The sequence below is a fragment of the Bacillus sp. FSL M8-0025 genome (assembly GCF_037975475.1).
GTDB lineage: Bacteria > Bacillota > Bacilli > Bacillales > Bacillaceae > Bacillus > Bacillus subtilis.
The window spans coordinates 3,306,146-3,322,248 of the sequence record NZ_CP150258.1 but is presented as its reverse complement, the minus strand read 5'-3'; the positions used below and the strand labels follow the sequence as shown (position 1 = coordinate 3,322,248).

At 41.5% G+C, this 16,103-nt stretch carries 19 protein-coding genes; 11 read left to right on the top strand and 8 right to left on the bottom strand.

Annotation, left to right across the window (positions count from 1 at the left end; genetic code table 11):
* Positions 1–2: 2 nt before the first annotated feature.
* Both MKX38_RS17265 and MKX38_RS17260 read right to left on the bottom strand, forming a co-directional pair.
* Entirely contained in the window at positions 3–701 is a 699-nt protein-coding gene (locus MKX38_RS17265) for a zinc ribbon domain-containing protein (protein WP_029318392.1), read from the bottom strand.
* A 131-nt stretch (positions 702–832) separates the two neighbouring features.
* Positions 833–1,447, bottom strand: coding sequence for a PH domain-containing protein (locus MKX38_RS17260; RefSeq protein WP_003243118.1), 615 nt, complete (start codon positions 1,445–1,447; stop codon positions 833–835).
* Between the two features lie 149 nt (positions 1,448–1,596).
* Here MKX38_RS17260 and MKX38_RS17255 point away from each other — a divergent pair, with 149 nt between their 5' ends.
* Positions 1,597–2,232 carry an NAAT family transporter gene (locus MKX38_RS17255; RefSeq protein WP_080262594.1) on the top strand — a complete coding sequence of 212 codons (636 nt, stop codon included), beginning with the start codon at positions 1,597–1,599 and terminating at the stop codon, positions 2,230–2,232.
* Positions 2,233–2,249: 17 nt separating this feature from the next.
* On the opposite strand, the gene opcR is transcribed toward MKX38_RS17255, so the two are convergent.
* Positions 2,250–2,807, bottom strand: coding sequence for an opuC operon transcriptional regulator OpcR (opcR, locus tag MKX38_RS17250; RefSeq protein WP_003244093.1), 558 nt, complete (start codon positions 2,805–2,807; stop codon positions 2,250–2,252).
* Between the two features lie 263 nt (positions 2,808–3,070).
* On the opposite strand from opcR, the gene opuCA reads away from it, so the two are divergent.
* From opuCA to sdpI, 6 genes are all read left to right on the top strand, one after another.
* Positions 3,071–4,213, top strand: a complete 1,143-nt coding sequence (gene opuCA, locus MKX38_RS17245) for an osmoprotectant ABC transporter ATP-binding protein OpuCA (RefSeq protein WP_128993420.1) — start codon at positions 3,071–3,073, stop codon at positions 4,211–4,213.
* Positions 4,214–4,235: 22 nt separating this feature from the next.
* Entirely contained in the window at positions 4,236–4,889 is a 654-nt protein-coding gene (gene opuCB, locus MKX38_RS17240; RefSeq protein WP_003228349.1) for a glycine betaine/carnitine/choline/choline sulfate ABC transporter permease OpuCB, read from the top strand.
* A gap of 19 nt (positions 4,890–4,908) precedes the next feature.
* Positions 4,909–5,820, top strand: a complete 912-nt coding sequence (gene opuCC, locus MKX38_RS17235) for an osmoprotectant ABC transporter substrate-binding lipoprotein OpuCC (protein ID WP_003228350.1) — start codon at positions 4,909–4,911, stop codon at positions 5,818–5,820.
* Positions 5,821–5,837: 17 nt separating this feature from the next.
* Positions 5,838–6,527, top strand: coding sequence for a glycine betaine/carnitine/choline/choline sulfate ABC transporter permease OpuCD (opuCD, locus tag MKX38_RS17230; RefSeq protein WP_003244403.1), 690 nt, complete (start codon positions 5,838–5,840; stop codon positions 6,525–6,527).
* Positions 6,528–6,746: 219 nt separating this feature from the next.
* Entirely contained in the window at positions 6,747–7,019 is a 273-nt protein-coding gene (gene sdpR, locus MKX38_RS17225; protein WP_003243541.1) for a sporulation delaying system autorepressor SdpR, read from the top strand.
* The gene (gene sdpI, locus MKX38_RS17220) at positions 7,016–7,639 is read left to right on the top strand and encodes an immunity protein SdpI (RefSeq protein WP_015251216.1); all 624 of its coding nucleotides are present in this window, start codon (positions 7,016–7,018) and stop codon (positions 7,637–7,639) included. The genes sdpR and sdpI overlap by 4 nt, the downstream gene beginning before the upstream one ends.
* Positions 7,640–7,685: 46 nt before the next feature.
* On the opposite strand, the gene sdpC is transcribed toward sdpI, so the two are convergent.
* From sdpC to MKX38_RS17200, 4 genes are all read right to left on the bottom strand, one after another.
* Positions 7,686–8,297 carry a sporulation delaying protein SdpC gene (gene sdpC / locus MKX38_RS17215; protein WP_003243360.1) on the bottom strand — a complete coding sequence of 204 codons (612 nt, stop codon included), beginning with the start codon at positions 8,295–8,297 and terminating at the stop codon, positions 7,686–7,688.
* A 42-nt stretch (positions 8,298–8,339) separates the two neighbouring features.
* Complete coding sequence (sdpB, locus tag MKX38_RS17210) at positions 8,340–9,311, bottom strand: sporulation-delaying protein SdpB (RefSeq protein ID WP_103750212.1); 972 nt, start codon at positions 9,309–9,311, stop codon at positions 8,340–8,342.
* Positions 9,308–9,784 (bottom strand): sporulation-delaying system protein SdpA, encoded by a 477-nt coding sequence (gene sdpA / locus MKX38_RS17205; RefSeq protein ID WP_110109479.1) that lies wholly within the window; start codon positions 9,782–9,784, stop codon positions 9,308–9,310. The genes sdpB and sdpA overlap by 4 nt, the downstream gene beginning before the upstream one ends.
* Positions 9,785–10,005: 221 nt before the next feature.
* The gene (locus tag MKX38_RS17200) at positions 10,006–10,539 is read right to left on the bottom strand and encodes a GbsR/MarR family transcriptional regulator (protein WP_339187822.1); all 534 of its coding nucleotides are present in this window, start codon (positions 10,537–10,539) and stop codon (positions 10,006–10,008) included.
* A gap of 283 nt (positions 10,540–10,822) precedes the next feature.
* Between MKX38_RS17200 and opuBA the strand changes: the two genes are divergently transcribed.
* Genes opuBA through opuBD form a run of 4 tightly spaced genes read left to right on the top strand, consistent with a single transcriptional unit; the run spans position 10,823 to position 14,267 of the window.
* Positions 10,823–11,968 carry a choline ABC transporter ATP-binding protein OpuBA gene (opuBA, locus tag MKX38_RS17195; protein WP_014480909.1) on the top strand — a complete coding sequence of 382 codons (1,146 nt, stop codon included), beginning with the start codon at positions 10,823–10,825 and terminating at the stop codon, positions 11,966–11,968.
* 16 nt (positions 11,969–11,984) lie between these two features.
* Positions 11,985–12,638: a choline ABC transporter permease OpuBB gene (gene opuBB / locus MKX38_RS17190; RefSeq protein WP_116315862.1), complete on the top strand. Its 654-nt coding sequence runs from the start codon at positions 11,985–11,987 to the stop codon at positions 12,636–12,638.
* An 11-nt stretch (positions 12,639–12,649) separates the two neighbouring features.
* Positions 12,650–13,570 carry a choline ABC transporter substrate-binding lipoprotein OpuBC gene (opuBC, locus tag MKX38_RS17185; RefSeq protein WP_116315863.1) on the top strand — a complete coding sequence of 307 codons (921 nt, stop codon included), beginning with the start codon at positions 12,650–12,652 and terminating at the stop codon, positions 13,568–13,570.
* A gap of 16 nt (positions 13,571–13,586) precedes the next feature.
* Positions 13,587–14,267 (top strand): choline ABC transporter permease OpuBD, encoded by a 681-nt coding sequence (gene opuBD, locus MKX38_RS17180; protein WP_014480907.1) that lies wholly within the window; start codon positions 13,587–13,589, stop codon positions 14,265–14,267.
* Between the two features lie 39 nt (positions 14,268–14,306).
* Here opuBD and MKX38_RS17175 read toward each other — a convergent pair whose 3' ends face one another.
* Positions 14,307–16,007, bottom strand: a complete 1,701-nt coding sequence (locus tag MKX38_RS17175) for a methyl-accepting chemotaxis protein (RefSeq protein ID WP_339187819.1) — start codon at positions 16,005–16,007, stop codon at positions 14,307–14,309.
* Between the last annotated feature and the right edge of the window lie 96 nt (positions 16,008–16,103).

The window sequence follows — 16,103 nt, the reverse complement described above, 5'->3', positions numbered from 1 at the left end:
TTTTAAAAGAGCATATAACGGAAAATTTCTTTGACATAGTGTTCGATAATAAGCTGAAATGTAACGCAGATGATCAGATAAATCACAATCGTTGAGTAAATGACATCAACCTTCCCTTTATATGAATGCTGGTAACTGCTCAGCATCGCAGGAGGAATGGCGAAGAATGCACCGATTAAACCAACGGCTAATATGGTAAAGCAAATGTCTGTATGTAATAAAAAGAAGAAAAGGGCAAGAATCAAAATAGCCGTAAAAGGAATAAGAAATGCTCCGAATCTTGAGAATGAATCCTTGAAAGACACTTGGTTTCCCGCGATTTTCAGGGCGAAAAAGATGCATGCATGCAGGCCAAATAGAAATAAAATAAAATAAATGGTTGGCTCTAAGAAGATTGCTGTAAAGCTTACGCTTCCGGGACCGTCTGAAAAAAGAATATAAAACATCAAAGGGGTCAGCAAACTGAAAAGAACCATCGTAATGATTGCGCTGATCAGCTGTTCTCCGCCTGTTGCTTTACATTCCTGATAAGGGCGTTTCAGGACGGATAAGACAAATGAACCGAACTGTTTTGCTGCTTGCTTTGCAGCGGCTCCAGTTTGAGCTGCATGCTGGTGGCCTGATTGACCGGGGAGCGGTGATCCGCATTTCTCACAAAAATTTCCGCCATCTGTTTGATGGCCGCATTGAGGACAATACATAAAATAACTCCTTTATCTGTAATATAGGGAAAATAGACTAATAGTTTTATTATAAAAGAAAAAAGTTGTAAAGTAATCAATATTCATACAAAAAAAGACACGAGCACGATAGCAGCTGTGTCTTTTTTTATCTAGTTATTAATATATTTCTCAAATACATCCCCAAAATCCTTAATATGATACTGCGAGCGAACGGATGTCAGCCAAGTGAATCCGAATTCGGTCAGCTCTTTGTATTGCGTTTCAATATTGACGTGCTCAGGGCGGGTATGGTGAAGAATCGTCACTGCTTTATCTAAGCTTTGCTCCGCTTGATTGATTAAAATGTCATTTTCATAGGTTGTTTCAGCGATGCGAAGCAGTGCTTTATAAAGGTCTTTTAACTTTTCAATCTGGTCTTTGTGGACATCAATGTCGAATTGTTCACCGCCCAGCTTGAACTTAATTTCAACATCCAAATCCACTTTTCCGGCAGTTTCAAGAAAAACGTCAGAGATTTTATATTGCGAATAAGGATAGCGTTTCAACGTTCGTTTTGAGGAAGTGGCGCGTTCGCCGTCCACATGGATCAGGGCCAGGTTCGTAAAGCAATACTCGTCTGCTTTTGTTTTAATCAAGAAATAAATTTTCTCATTATCTTCATGCATGACATAGTCATCTGCGTCTGTTTTGTCATAGTCCTGAGGTTCGATAATTTTTCCGATATCAGATAAGCCCAAGGCATCTGCCGCAATTTTTTTGAACATCTGTATACGTCCTTCCTATTCAATTTGTCACTTCATTGTAGCATGGCGTGTTTCTGACAGGCTATAAAGGTTTACCGGGAAATCGCCTCCGGGTAAAAGGGTGGAGAATCATTCTATTTCCTGTGCAGAGACTATCAACAAGGAGGTATATGATGTTCTCATTTATCGTTCACGTCTTCATTTCTTTATTCGCAGTATCGAATCCGATCGGAAACGTACCGATATTTCTGACGCTGACAGAAGGCTATACTGCAGCGGAAAGAAAAGCGATTGCCCGGAAGGCAGCTATTTTATCCTTTTTTATTCTCGCAGCTTTTTTGGTTTTCGGCCATCTTATCTTTAAACTGTTTGATATCAACATTCACGCGCTCCGAGTGGCGGGCGGCATATTCATTTTCGGCATTGCCTATAATCTATTGAATGCGAAAGAATCGCACGTGCAATCTCTTCACCATGATGAACATAAGGAAAGCAAGGAAAAAGCGGATATATCAGTCACACCTTTATCCATTCCGATCATTGCTGGGCCCGGAACGATTGCAACAGTGATGAGCCTTTCCGCCGGACATAGCGGCATTGGTCATTATGTGGCTGTCATGATCGGCATAGCCGCCGTTATTGCCCTGACCTTTCTCTTTTTCCACTATTCTGCTTTTATCAGCAGCAAACTCGGAAAAACCGAGATGAATGTGATTACCAGACTGATGGGATTAATCTTAGCCGTGGTTGCGGTCGGGATGATTGGTGCCGGGCTGAAAGGCATGTTTCCGGTCTTAACCTCATGATGCAAAAAGCAGCTCTCTTATTTTAGAGAGCTGCATTCTTTTGTTTTCGGCACATACCGAAAGACTTCCTCACTCTCAAAAAATTCAATCAACCTGCTCAGCCAATCATAGTAATGAAGCCATTCTTTTAATTCATTCAGCAGCTGATTGACTTTCTCTTCCGCTTCCGGGGTAAGCCCGTCCCTTTGTAAAAGATCACTCAGCTCCCGGTTTAATTTTTTATACAGCACTTTGTTTTTGCTCACGACCTTTGTCCAATTCGCCGCAAATAAAGAAATGAAGGTTTGATAATAATCCTGCTCGACGTCATAAAGGTCTTTTCGTACGCCTTTTTCAAACACCTTTTCGGCGATATTGGCATCGATCATTTCCCGGACAACCTGGCTCATCCGTGTTTTGCTCATGCCCGTTGCCTCAGAGAGCTCGCTTAAGGTCATTGGTTTTCGATTCATATAAATAATTCCGAGCACACGTCCGACAGTTGAAGGCATTCCAAACGTATGCATATTTTCGGCAATCTTCTCAATGAGATGCTCTTCAGCATGTTCAATGATGTCGAGAGCGGTTTTTTTCACAGCTGATCATCCCTTCAAATGGCAATTGATGGTGTCAATATATCATATTTCTTCCTGGTGTTGAAAATAGCTGAATGCAGAGGAAGTGGGAGGTATCCGGCGTAATTGTAAGAACACCCTTTCCGTCTCGGTCATAACAATAAATAATCTATAAATAACATATAATTTCAACACATTGTAAACTTTTTATTTTACAAAGTTCAAACTATAATAAGGATTATACTTTTCAGAAAATTTAAAGGAAACCTGCGGAGGTGCACGGATTGCTGAAATTGGAACAAGTGTCAAAAGTATATAAAGGCTGCAAAAAAGCTGTGAACAGCATTGATTTAGATATTGCAAAAGGTGAATTTATCTGTTTTATCGGCCCGAGCGGCTGCGGAAAAACGACAACGATGAAGATGATCAACAGACTGATAGAACCATCGTCTGGAAGGATCTTTATCGACGGAGAAAATATTATGGAACAGGACCCGGTTGAGCTGAGAAGAAAAATCGGCTATGTGATTCAGCAGATTGGTTTGTTCCCCCATATGACCATCCAGCAGAACATCTCACTCGTACCAAAGCTGCTGAAATGGCCTGAGGAAAAACGGAAAGAACGGGCGCGCGAGCTGTTAAAGCTTGTGGATATGGGCCCAGAGTATTTAGACCGTTATCCGCATGAGCTCAGCGGCGGACAGCAGCAGAGAATCGGCGTGCTGCGCGCCCTGGCAGCGGAACCCCCTCTCATTTTAATGGATGAACCGTTCGGAGCGCTTGATCCGATTACGCGTGATTCCCTTCAGGAAGAATTCAAAAAACTGCAGAGAACCTTAAACAAAACGATTGTGTTTGTAACCCACGATATGGATGAAGCAATTAAGCTTGCTGACAGGATTGTGATATTAAAAGCGGGAGAAATCGTTCAAGTCGGCACACCTGATGAGATTCTTCGAAACCCGGCAAATGAGTTTGTTGAAGAATTTATCGGGAAAGAGCGCCTGATTCAGTCAAGACCGGATATCGAGCGGGTAGAGCAAATGATGAACAGAACGCCGGTGACGGTATCTGCGGACAAAACGCTTTCTCAGGCGATTCAGCTGATGAGAGAAAAACGTGTTGACTCGCTGCTCGTTGTGGACCGGCAAAACGTGCTGAAGGGCTATGTTGATGTGGAAATGATTGATCAAAACCGCAAAAAAGCGAGCATCGTTGGCGATGTATACCGTTCAGATATATATACCGTTCAAAAAGGGGCGCTTCTTCGCGATACAGTCCGAAAAATTTTGAAGCAGGGGATCAAGTATGTTCCGGTGGTCGATGAACAGAACCATTTAGCAGGGATTGTGACAAGAGCGAGCCTCGTTGATATCGTATACGATTCCATTTGGGGCGACGAGGAAAACCAGCTCATGACGATCTGACCAGGGGAGGAGCTCTTTTAAGATGAATCAAATGATGACTTTTTTGCAAACGAACGGCGGAGAGCTGTTGTATAAAACAGGAGAGCATTTATATATTTCGCTCATAGCCGTTGTATTGGGCATTATCGTTGCAGTGCCGCTCGGCGTTGCTCTTACCAGAATGAAAAAAGGCGCAGGTGCGGTAATCGGTTTCGTAAACATTGTGCAAACCCTCCCGAGTCTGGCGATTTTAGCCTTTTTTATTCCGCTTCTCGGTGTAGGAAAAGTGCCTGCGATTGTCGCTTTATTTTTCTATTCGGTGCTGCCGATCCTGCGCAATACGTATACCGGCATTAAAGGTGTAAATAAAAACCTCCTGGAATCGGGGAAAGGGATTGGCATGACCGGCTGGGAGCAGATTCGGCTCGTCGAAATCCCGCTGGCGATTCCCATCATCATGGCGGGGATCCGCACATCAACGATCTACCTAATTGGCTGGGCGACACTTGCGTCGTTTATCGGGGGAGGCGGCCTCGGGGACTATATTTTTATCGGACTGAACCTATACCAGCCTGAATATATCATTGGCGGTGCCGTGCCTGTCACAATTCTGGCAATTATTATTGATTATGTGCTGGCTGTGACAGAACGAAAGGTGACGCCGAAAGGCTTGCAAGGGATGAAGGAAGTTTCGTAAGGAGTTGGCACTGTTGAAAATGACAAAAATCAAATGGCTTGGCGCGTTTGCTCTCGTCTTTGTCATGCTGCTAGGCGGCTGCTCTCTGCCGGGTCTCGGCGGCGCTTCTGACGACACGATCAAAATCGGGGCGCAAAGCATGACAGAATCAGAAATTGTAGCGAATATGATCGCGCAGCTTATTGAACATGATACAGATTTGAATACCGCTTTAGTGAAAAACCTCGGCTCAAACTATGTTCAGCACCAAGCGATGCTGGGCGGTGACATTGATATTTCAGCCACGCGCTATTCCGGAACAGATTTAACAAGCACCCTCGGCAAGGAAGCGGAGAAAGATCCGAAAAAAGCGCTGAACATTGTGCAGAACGAGTTTCAAAAGCGCTTTTCCTATAAATGGTTTGATTCCTACGGCTTTGATAACACATATGCCTTCACAGTAACAAAAAAGTTTGCGGAAAAGGAGCATATTAACACCGTGTCTGACCTGAAGAAAAATGCTTCCCAATATAAATTAGGCGTCGACAATGCTTGGCTGAAACGAAAAGGCGACGGGTATAAAGGCTTTGTCAGCACATATGGCTTTGAGTTCGGCACAACTTATCCAATGCAGATCGGGCTAGTCTATGACGCAGTCAAAAACGGGAAAATGGATGCGGTTTTGGCTTATTCAACGGATGGACGGATTAAAGCATATGATCTGAAAATCTTAAAAGACGATAAGCGTTTCTTTCCGCCGTATGACTGTTCACCGGTGATTCCGGAAAAGGTGCTTAAGGAGCATCCGGAACTTGAAGGTGTGATCAATAAGCTGATTGGGCAAATCGACACGGAAACGATGCAGGAACTTAATTATGAGGTGGATGGCAAGCTGAAGGAGCCGTCTGTCGTAGCAAAGGAATTTTTAGAGAAACATCATTATTTTGACTAAGAAAAGAGGTGGATCATATGGAAGTACTACAGCAGCTTGGCACATACTATTCGCAAAACGGCGGTTACGTGCTGCAGGAATTTTACCGCCATTTTCTGATGTCGGTGTATGGCGTTTTATTTGCCGCCATTGTTGGAATTCCGCTCGGCATCCTGATAGCCAGATACAGAAGATTAAGCGGATGGGTTTTTGCGGTCACGAATGTCATTCAGACCATCCCGGCTCTCGCCATGCTCGCCGTGCTGATGCTTGTCATGGGGCTGGGCGCTAATACGGTGATATTGTCATTATTTCTGTATTCTCTTCTGCCGATTATCAGAAATACGTATACAGGGATTATCAGTATTGAGCACGCCTATCTTGAATCGGGAAAAGCAATGGGGATGACAAAATTTCAAGTGCTGCGGATGGTCGAGCTTCCGCTTGCGCTTTCTGTCATAATGGCCGGCCTGCGCACCGCGCTTGTCATTGCGATCGGCATTACGGCCATCGGGACATTTGTCGGTGCTGGCGGTCTCGGGGACATCATCGTCAGAGGATCAAACGCCACAAACGGAACCGCGATTATATTAGCGGGAGCGATCCCCACAGCTCTGATGGCGGTGATTGCCGATTTGGTCATGGGCTGGCTTGAACGAGCATTAAGCCCGATTAAAAAGAAAAAAGGAAATTTTATTATAGCTGATAGAAAAACCACCTCTATTTAAATACAACAGAGGTGGTTTTTTTAAATAAACAACATGTGTTAGTATCTGTTAAACATATTTTCCAGCGTTGGGATTATCCGAGTATTTGAAAAAATACAAAAATCAGATATTATAACCAATTTGAGGGTTGTTTTTAAAAAAATTCAAGTTATAATGAAAATAATACATTTATACAAATATCTAAATGTCTAAATGTTTTTTTGTAAAGGAGAAAACGCTATGAATAATGTTTTCAAAGCTATATCAGATCCAACAAGGAGAAAAATTTTGGATTTGTTAAAAGGAGGGGATATGACTGCGGGAGATATTGCTGAGCATTTTAATATCAGCAAACCGAGTATTTCGCACCACTTGAATATTTTAAAGCAAGCGGAAGTCATAAGTGACCACCGCAAAGGACAATTTATTTATTACTCTCTAAATACAACAGTACTTCAAGACTCAATAAATTGGATGCTTAACTTTATAAATAAAGGGGATAACGATTTATGAAGAAAAATATAATTTCCATAATTATTGTATGTTTGAGTTTCTTGACTTCAATTATATTATATCAATACCTTCCAGAAGAAATACCGATACAATGGTCAGGAAATAAACCGGCTGCAATTGTATCTAAACCTTTAACAATATTTATTATACCTGTTGTTATGCTTATTTATTATCTTACTTTTTATATGTTAACTATTAAGTCTACACAAAAAAATAAAGCATTGCTTTTCCTAGCTTCTAATAATATGTTAATCCTTTTATATATTTTACAACTTTCAACTCTATTGATAAGTTTAGGATACGAACTGAATATTGATTTAATAATAGGGCTTGGTGTTGGTATCTTTTTAATTATTGGTGGAAATTCAATGCAGCTAGCAGAACAAAACCATCTTATTGGATTGAGGACACCTTGGACATTAAAAGATGAGACTGTTTGGAAACTGGGAAATCGCTTCGCCTCTAAAGTACTTGTAGTGTGTGGTTTTATAATAGCTGTTCTTTCATTTTTTACAGGAGAATATATAATTCTTATTATGATTGTGCTAGTTCTTTTAGCATTAGTTATTTCAACACTAGCTTCATATCTTTATTACAAAAAATTAAACGGTTCACGTTGAAAAAGTGTCTTGCGGAGTAATCCGCAAGACACTCAATTATAATGGATTATTGATGAATCAATTTTAGGGTTTTTGCAGCAGCCGCTTCTAAATCAGAATTATTAGAAGCTGAAGAGGAATATTTGGCAACGTATTTCCACACTGCAGTTGTTACCGCGGCAGCCGTTTGTAATGCAACTGCGTTAACGCCCACAACATATAAATATCCAGCTGCTACACAGACGGCATAAAGCCCACAAGATGGAGTTACTTTATTAGAAGAGTATTTTACGTTTTCATTTTTCTTAGCATATTTTTGGATAAGTTGGTCTGCTTTGGTCATATTTTCAATGAGTTTTTTAGGGTCTTTGCTGTCAATCGATTGTTTCAATTCATCCATATATTGTGGTTGATCTTTTTTTATAAATTTGACTACATCATTTACTAACTTTTTACCTTCTGTACTATTTGCCTCTTTTACGAGTTTAGGGTCCAAATCGTTTGAAATTAATTTACCAACTTCCCCTTGTCCAAATAAAAGTCCTCTAAAGTAATCTTCTCCAGAAAATGTATGGTTTTCTTTAGCAGATGTACTTGACTCCTTAGAGAGTCCTACTAATGAAAAAACCAATATTGTCACCATGGAAACAATCAATAGCCTAAGTAATTTACTTTTCAAATTATTATACCTCCATTAAGTTATTTCTCCATTATCTAAATGTTAGCTATGAAACAATTTTGTAAGAAACTTGACTGATTCACCTCCTATTCTTTTGAAATTTCTCTTTCCTTTTACATATATATATTTAAATAAAGGAGAACACCAATTCATAGTGATATTTTGTTGTACAGGATGCAGATATATAATTAATGCTGATATCATGATCAAGCCGAAACTTACAATACCAATGCTGAATATGATCCCGACATGAAATAATATTCCTAAAACAAGAGCAATTCTCTTTATTCTGATATTTGAAATGATACTTGCTGCTAAGAACAACTCAAAAATAGTTACTAACCAAGTGATGACAACAATAAAATTGCTTTCAAGTAGTGGATTCAATAAGTTAAGTTGATATTCAGGTAATCCAAACACCGGATCAGAAAAGAAATAGTAAATTGCTGTTCCTTCTGCCCACTCTTTATTTTTCAATCGCTCTAAAGCTGCGTTTAAATAAATGATAAAAACTTGAATTTTAATTATTGTCATTATATAAAACAATACTGTCTTCTTTGTGAAAGATTCATTATTGTTTTTCTTTATATTCCAATGATTTCGCCTTGAATCTAATAATGTAACAGGTAATATAAGAAAAGAAAGAACAGTTGCAATTTGCTCTCCACCATCGATAGTTAAAGCTGAAGTTTGAATACTATAGCAAATATACCAGTGAAATAAACCGGTAAATCTAGGTCTCCACCCTATAACCACTAAGGTTAATATAAAAATCATTAAGTATCTTATAATCTCAAAATTGATACTATATTCTTTAGCAAAACAAAAGGCGGTAGGGATATAGACATTTTCACATGTGACATTATTTGCACTATAACTAAATAAAATATCAGTACTATTAAATAATAGTACTAGTAATGTTGAGAAACCAAGTAAACTTCTAAAAAGTGCATATGTATTTTTCCATGGATTATAGGTATCAATATAACCTTCTAAACTATTTAATATCTTCATACTATTTTTATTTTTAGCACCTTTCTTTCAAAAGAGGTAGTTTGTTTAAAGTCTATCCAATACCATGAGAGTGGTTTTTGGCGATATATTAGGTATTCTCCTTTGCTAAGATGTATATAATCTTCATTTTTTTTAACCTTAATAGGCTTTATTTGTTTCTCTAAATTTGTGCAGGAGTTATTGTTTTCACAAGTTTTCCAATTCTTTGGATCGATATTCTCTACAATTTTGCCTAATTCTATTGCCTGAACTCTTCCTTCTCTTTTTATCCCAAAAAAATTATTGGGAAGTGCATTAGGTAACTTTAAATTTTCTTTTGTGTGAAATGAAATGTTTTCTTCTGTAGGGCTTTTACTATAAAAGCCAAAGCCTTGGGGAGACAATTGTTGCAAAAAATTTTTTTTGAACAGTGGATTCTGAGGTGAAATATTGCTAAAGTAATAAGAAGAAAATAATAGGAAACATATAGTCATTACAGTAATAATTCCCTTTTTTTTGATGTAGATTACCTCCTCTAAGCTAATATAATCATTTCAAAAAGATTATATAATAGCTAGTCAGAATAATCAACAAAAAATGGATAATGAATAAATTAATGTAAATTATGCATTATTTTGTTTGTTTTCTTGAAGTTTGATATTCAACCATTTGGATTGGACTTAAAAAAGTTCCCAGAATTGAATTTGGGAACTTTTTACGGCTTCGGCACATATTTAAAAATTTCTTCGCTCTCAAAAAACTCAATCAAACGGCTGAGCCAATTATAATAATCAAGCCATTCCTTTAATTCTTTCAGCAGTTCATTCACTTTTTCTTCCGCTTCAGGAGTAAGCTCTTCATCCAACACGCTAAGCAGCTCCCGATTGAGTTTTTTATGCATCATTTTGTTTTTGCTGACGACTTTGCTCCAGGTGGCTGAAAACAGCGTGGTAAATGTTTGATAGTAGTCCTGCTCAACCTCATATAAATCTTTTCGGACGCCTTTTTCGAACACCTTCTCGGCAATGTTGGCATCAAGCATTTCCCGCACTACCTGGCTCATGCGTGTTTTGCTCATGCCGGTGGCCTCAGATAATTCCGTAAGCGTCATCGGTTTTCGATTCATATAAATAATGCCCAGCACACGTCCGACGGTAGAGGGGATTCCAAATGCATGCATGTTTTCCGCGATTTTTTCTATAAAATGGTCCTCGGCTTGTTCAATGATCGTTAACGGATCTTTCTCCAACGGTTTCATCCTTTCAGCTAACAATTCCGATGTCAATATACCACATTTTTGATACGGCGAAAATGCTGTCAAAAGAGAATTTGGCAGGAAATTGGAGCAATAAGGAGATCAACACACGTCAATGCGGGTAAATCAGCGTTTACACATACTTTATAAATAATATGAACAAATTGTAAACTTTTTATTTTATAAACTTTATTCTATAATGGGAAGCATTCAATTGTCTGAAAAATTAAATTAAAACTGAACAAATTGAATAAACTTAATTTTGGAGGTGCGATGTTTGCTGACATTAGAAAATGTCTCGAAAACATACAAGGGCGGCAAAAAAGCTGTGAACAACGTAAATCTTAAGATTGCAAAAGGCGAATTTATCTGCTTTATCGGGCCGAGCGGCTGCGGAAAAACGACAACAATGAAAATGATTAACCGATTAATTGAGCCTTCCGCCGGAAAGATTTTCATTGACGGCGAAAACATCATGGACCAGGATCCTGTAGAGCTCAGGCGCAAAATTGGCTATGTGATTCAGCAGATCGGCCTGTTTCCCCATATGACCATTCAGCAGAATATCTCACTCGTCCCAAAACTGCTGAAATGGCCGGAGCAGCAGCGGAAAGAACGGGCGCGTGAGCTTTTAAAATTGGTCGATATGGGGCCTGAATATGTAGACCGTTACCCTCATGAATTAAGCGGGGGGCAGCAGCAGCGTATTGGTGTATTACGGGCACTTGCCGCGGAGCCGCCGCTTATCTTAATGGATGAACCGTTTGGGGCACTCGACCCGATTACGAGGGATTCCCTCCAGGAAGAATTTAAAAAACTGCAAAAAACCTTACATAAAACCATCGTATTTGTTACCCACGATATGGATGAAGCGATTAAGCTGGCAGACCGGATTGTGATTTTAAAAGCGGGAGAAATCGTTCAAGTTGGAACGCCCGATGACATTTTAAGAAATCCGGCAGACGAATTTGTTGAGGAATTTATCGGCAAGGAGCGGCTGATTCAGTCATCCAGCCCGGATGTTGAACGGGTTGACCAGATTATGAACACACAGCCTGTAACGATCACCGCGGATAAAACGCTTTCTGAGGCCATTCAGCTGATGAGGCAGGAACGGGTCGATTCATTGCTGGTCGTCGATGACGAGCACGTTCTGCAAGGCTATGTCGATGTTGAAATCATTGATCAATGCCGGAAAAAGGCCAATCTCATAGGTGAGGTTTTACATGAAGATATATACACAGTACTGGGCGGCACACTGCTGCGCGACACGGTCCGCAAAATTTTAAAACGGGGTGTCAAATATGTTCCCGTTGTGGATGAAGACCGACGCCTGATCGGAATTGTGACGAGGGCAAGTCTGGTCGACATCGTGTATGACTCCCTCTGGGGAGAAGAAAAGCAGCTCGCAGCATTGTCATAGGGAGGGGCGATAAGTCATGCATCATATTGTTCAATTTTTGCAAACCAATGGGGGCGAGCTTCTTTATAAAACATACGAGCATATTACGATATCGCTCATTGCTGTGATCCTGGGCGTGCTGGTTGCCGTCCCCCTCGGGGTTGTGCTTACCAGAATGAAAAAAGGAGCCGGCACCATTATCGGCATTGTCAATATCATTCAGACGCTGCCGAGTCTGGCCATCCTCGCTTTTTTTATCCCACTCCTTGGTGTAGGGAAGGTTCCGGCCATTGTGGCTTTGTTTTTCTATTCCGTATTGCCGATTCTTCGCAACACGTATACCGGCATTCGCGGCGTCAACAAAAATCTGCTCGAGTCTGGTAAAGGAATCGGAATGACGCCGTCTGAACAAGTCCGCTTGGTGGAGCTGCCGCTTGCCGCACCAGTGATCATGGCGGGAATCAGAACATCGACGATTTACTTAATCGGCTGGGCCACGCTTGCTTCCTTTATCGGAGGCGGCGGATTGGGTGATTACATTTTTATCGGACTGAATTTATATCAGCCGGAATATATCATCGGGGGCGCGGTACCTGTCACGATATTGGCAATTGTGATTGATTATGTGCTGGCAGTTGCTGAACGAAAACTGACACCTGCCGGCATGCAGAGATTGAATGAATTGTCATAAGGAGGCGGCTCATGAAAAGAAAATATCTCAAATTAATGATAGGTTTAGCACTTGCGGCAACGCTGACGCTGAGCGGCTGTTCGCTTCCTGGTCTCAGCGCTGCTGCAGACCAGACCATTAAAATCGGCGCGCAAAGCATGAGCGAATCAGAAATCATCGCCAGCATGCTTGGCCAGTTGATCGAACACCATACTGATCTCAAAACAACAACGATTAAAAATCTTGGCTCCAACGCGGTGCAGCAGCAGGCTTTAATGAACGGGGAAATTGACATTGCGGCCACAAGATATACGGGAGACGCGCTGACAGGTACGTTGAGAATGGAACCTGAAAAAGATCCGGACAAAGCGCTGGCGCTTACTCAGCGGGAGTTTAAAAAAAGATACAATTTAAAATGGTATAACTCCTACGGGTTTGATAATACATATGCCTTTACAGTCAGCAAGGAACTGGCCGACCAATACCATTTAGAGACCGTATCAGACGTTAAAAAATGGGCGCCGCAATTAAAGCTGGGCGTTGATAACTATTGGATGAAGCTCAAAGGAAACGGCTATCAGGATTTTACGAAAACCTACGGCATGAAATTCGGCGGCACGTATCCGATGCAGATCGGCCTTGTGTACGACGCGGTGAAAAGCGGAAAGATGGACATTGTGCTTGCGTATTCAACCGATGGAAGAATCAAGTCCTATGGTCTCAAAATGCTAAAGGATGACAAACAATTTTTCCCGCCGTACGATTGCTCTCCGGTTGTTCCGGAAAAGGTGCTCAAAGAACATCCTGAGCTTGAAGGCATAATCAAGAAAATGCTCGGAAAAATCGACACAGCCACGATGCAGGAGCTTAACTATGAAGTCGACGGCAATCTCAAAGAACCGTCTGTCGTTGCCAAGGAATATTTAGAAAAACATCGCTATTTCGAATCGTGAAAGGGGGAAGAGGTCAATGAACGTGCTTGAACAGTTAATGACGTATTACGCGCAGAATGGCAGTTACGTCATGGATGAATTCGGCCGCCACTTTCTCATGTCGGCTTACGGCGTATTGTGTGCCGCTGTCGTCGGGGTTCCGGCCGGAATCCTCATCGCGCATTTTCGCCGTTTGTCAGCCTGGGTGTTTGCCGTAACAAACGTTATTCAAACAATCCCGGCGCTCGCTATGCTGGCCGTCTTAATGCTTGTTATGGGGCTCGGCGCAAATACCGTGATTCTATCATTATTTCTGTATTCCCTGCTGCCGATTATTCGAAACACGTACACAGGCATTATCAGTATTGAACATGCCTACTTAGAATCGGGAAAAGCAATGGGCATGACGAAATTCCAAGTACTCAGAATGGTTGAGCTCCCGCTCGCACTTTCTGTCATTATGGCGGGCCTTCGCACGGCTCTCGTCATTGCCATCGGAATTACAGCGATCGGCACATTTGTCGGTGCCGGAGGCCTTGGGGACATGATTGTCCGCGGCTCAAACGCAACAAACGGAACTGCGATTATTCTAGCCGGAGCGATACCAACTGCGGTGATGGCGGTAGGGGCGGATTTGCTCATGGCTTGGCTGGAGCGGGCATTAAGTCCGGTGAAGAAAAAAAGAACCGGGGCGAAACATGTTCAATCAGCTGCATAGAATAGAAAAAGAGGCTGGAGTCCAGCCTCTTTTTTCTATTTAAATCGTAAACTGACCCATCTTCTCATTAAGCTCATTGGCCAGCTGCTCAAGCTCTTCAGCATTTAGAAGCACTTGATCCATCGAATGGGCGGATTGCTCGGTAATTGAAAATGTTTCTTCAATGCCGGCGGCAGACTCTTCGGATACAGAAGCGATATTTTCAATCGATTGATTGATGGTAATCGATTGGTTTGTTAACTGCTTCAGGCCATCCGTTACTTCCTTAATGCTGTCTGCAACATGGGTGACGGATTGTTTGATATGCTGCATAGCCTGCCCGGTGTCTGTCAGGTTTTCCGTTCCTTTTTCGACTTCTGTAAAGCTGCTTTCCAAGTACGTAATGACAGTGTGGATCTCCTGCTGTGTCCCGTTTACAATCCGGGTAATGTCCTGCACGGAATCAGAAACGCCGTCAGCCAGCTTTCTGACTTCATCAGCCACAACGGCGAAGCCTTTGCCGCTTTCTCCAGCGCGGGCAGCTTCAATCGCGGCGTTAAGGGACAGCAAATTCGTCTGCTCGGCAATCCCGTTGATGACCTGAACGAGCTTGTTGATATCCTGAGAATGCTGTTCAAGTGATCTCACTTTATGAACGGCTTCTTGAACGATATGGTGGATGGTTTTCATTTGCTGTAATGACGTAGCCATATTTTCGTTTCCGCTTACCGCGAGTTCGAGAACGTTTTGAGACGTATCGCTGATTGTAATGCCGTGATTATAGGCTTTATCAATGTTTTCAGTGAACTCATTCATCGATTCGGCAATCGTCACCGCGTCTTGGGCCTGCTGTTCAGAGCCCTCAGCCATTTCGTTCATCGTTTCAGTAATATGTTTGCTGCCGGATCTTGTTTCATTCGTTGCGGTTGCAAGCACCTGCGAAGAAGAAAGAACCCGGCTTGATATGTCTTTAGAATATCCGACAATATCTCTCAGATTCCCTACCATTTTTTGCAACGCTTCATTCAGATCACCCAGCTCGTCTTTTGAGTTGAGCGGCTCCATATCGTTCGACAGATCGCCTTCGGCAATATGATTGGCAGATTCCTTCATGCGAATGATAGGCTTTACAATGTTTCGCGTGATATAAAGCCAGATGAAAATGCTGATGAGGACCGATGCTGCCACAAGCAAAGCAGTGTAAATGAGCCCTTTATGATAGACGGCCTTCGTTTCTTTTACCGCTGTGTTGCTGCCTTCTTGATTTAAGTCAACAAGCTGAGTGATTGTTTTTTTCATATCCTCAAAGCTGGCCTCAGTCTGAACCAATAAACCTCTTGCTTTGTCCATGTCATTCGTGCGGCCGCTTTCGATAATTTGCGCATGAATATCCATATAGGTATTCACTTCAGTTTGAAGCTGCTCGAACAGTTTCTGCTCTTTATCAGTGGAGATCGTTTTTTCGTAGTTATCGAGCTTTTGGTTAATGTCTTCCATGATTTGATTCATTTCTTGATCAAGTGTATCCATTTTGCTTTTGTCTGTATAAATCAGAAAGTCCTTTTCTTTAGAAGACAGGTGCTCGGTTACATAATTAATTGAAGTGATTCCTTTGATGCCGTCAATCCATTTTGTGTTGATTTCATCTGTTTTTTGAATGATATGCTGCATATTAAGAACGCCTATTCCGCCTACAAGTAAATTGATCAGGATCAGTGTCAAAAATACCAGGCTGAATTTGCGGGAAATCGTCAGTCGCATATAGTGGTCTCCTTTAAAAACGTAATGTGTGGATGTACTATATATCGGCTGAGAAATCGTTTTTTCACCTGGGAAAAAATAAAAAACGGCTCTTTT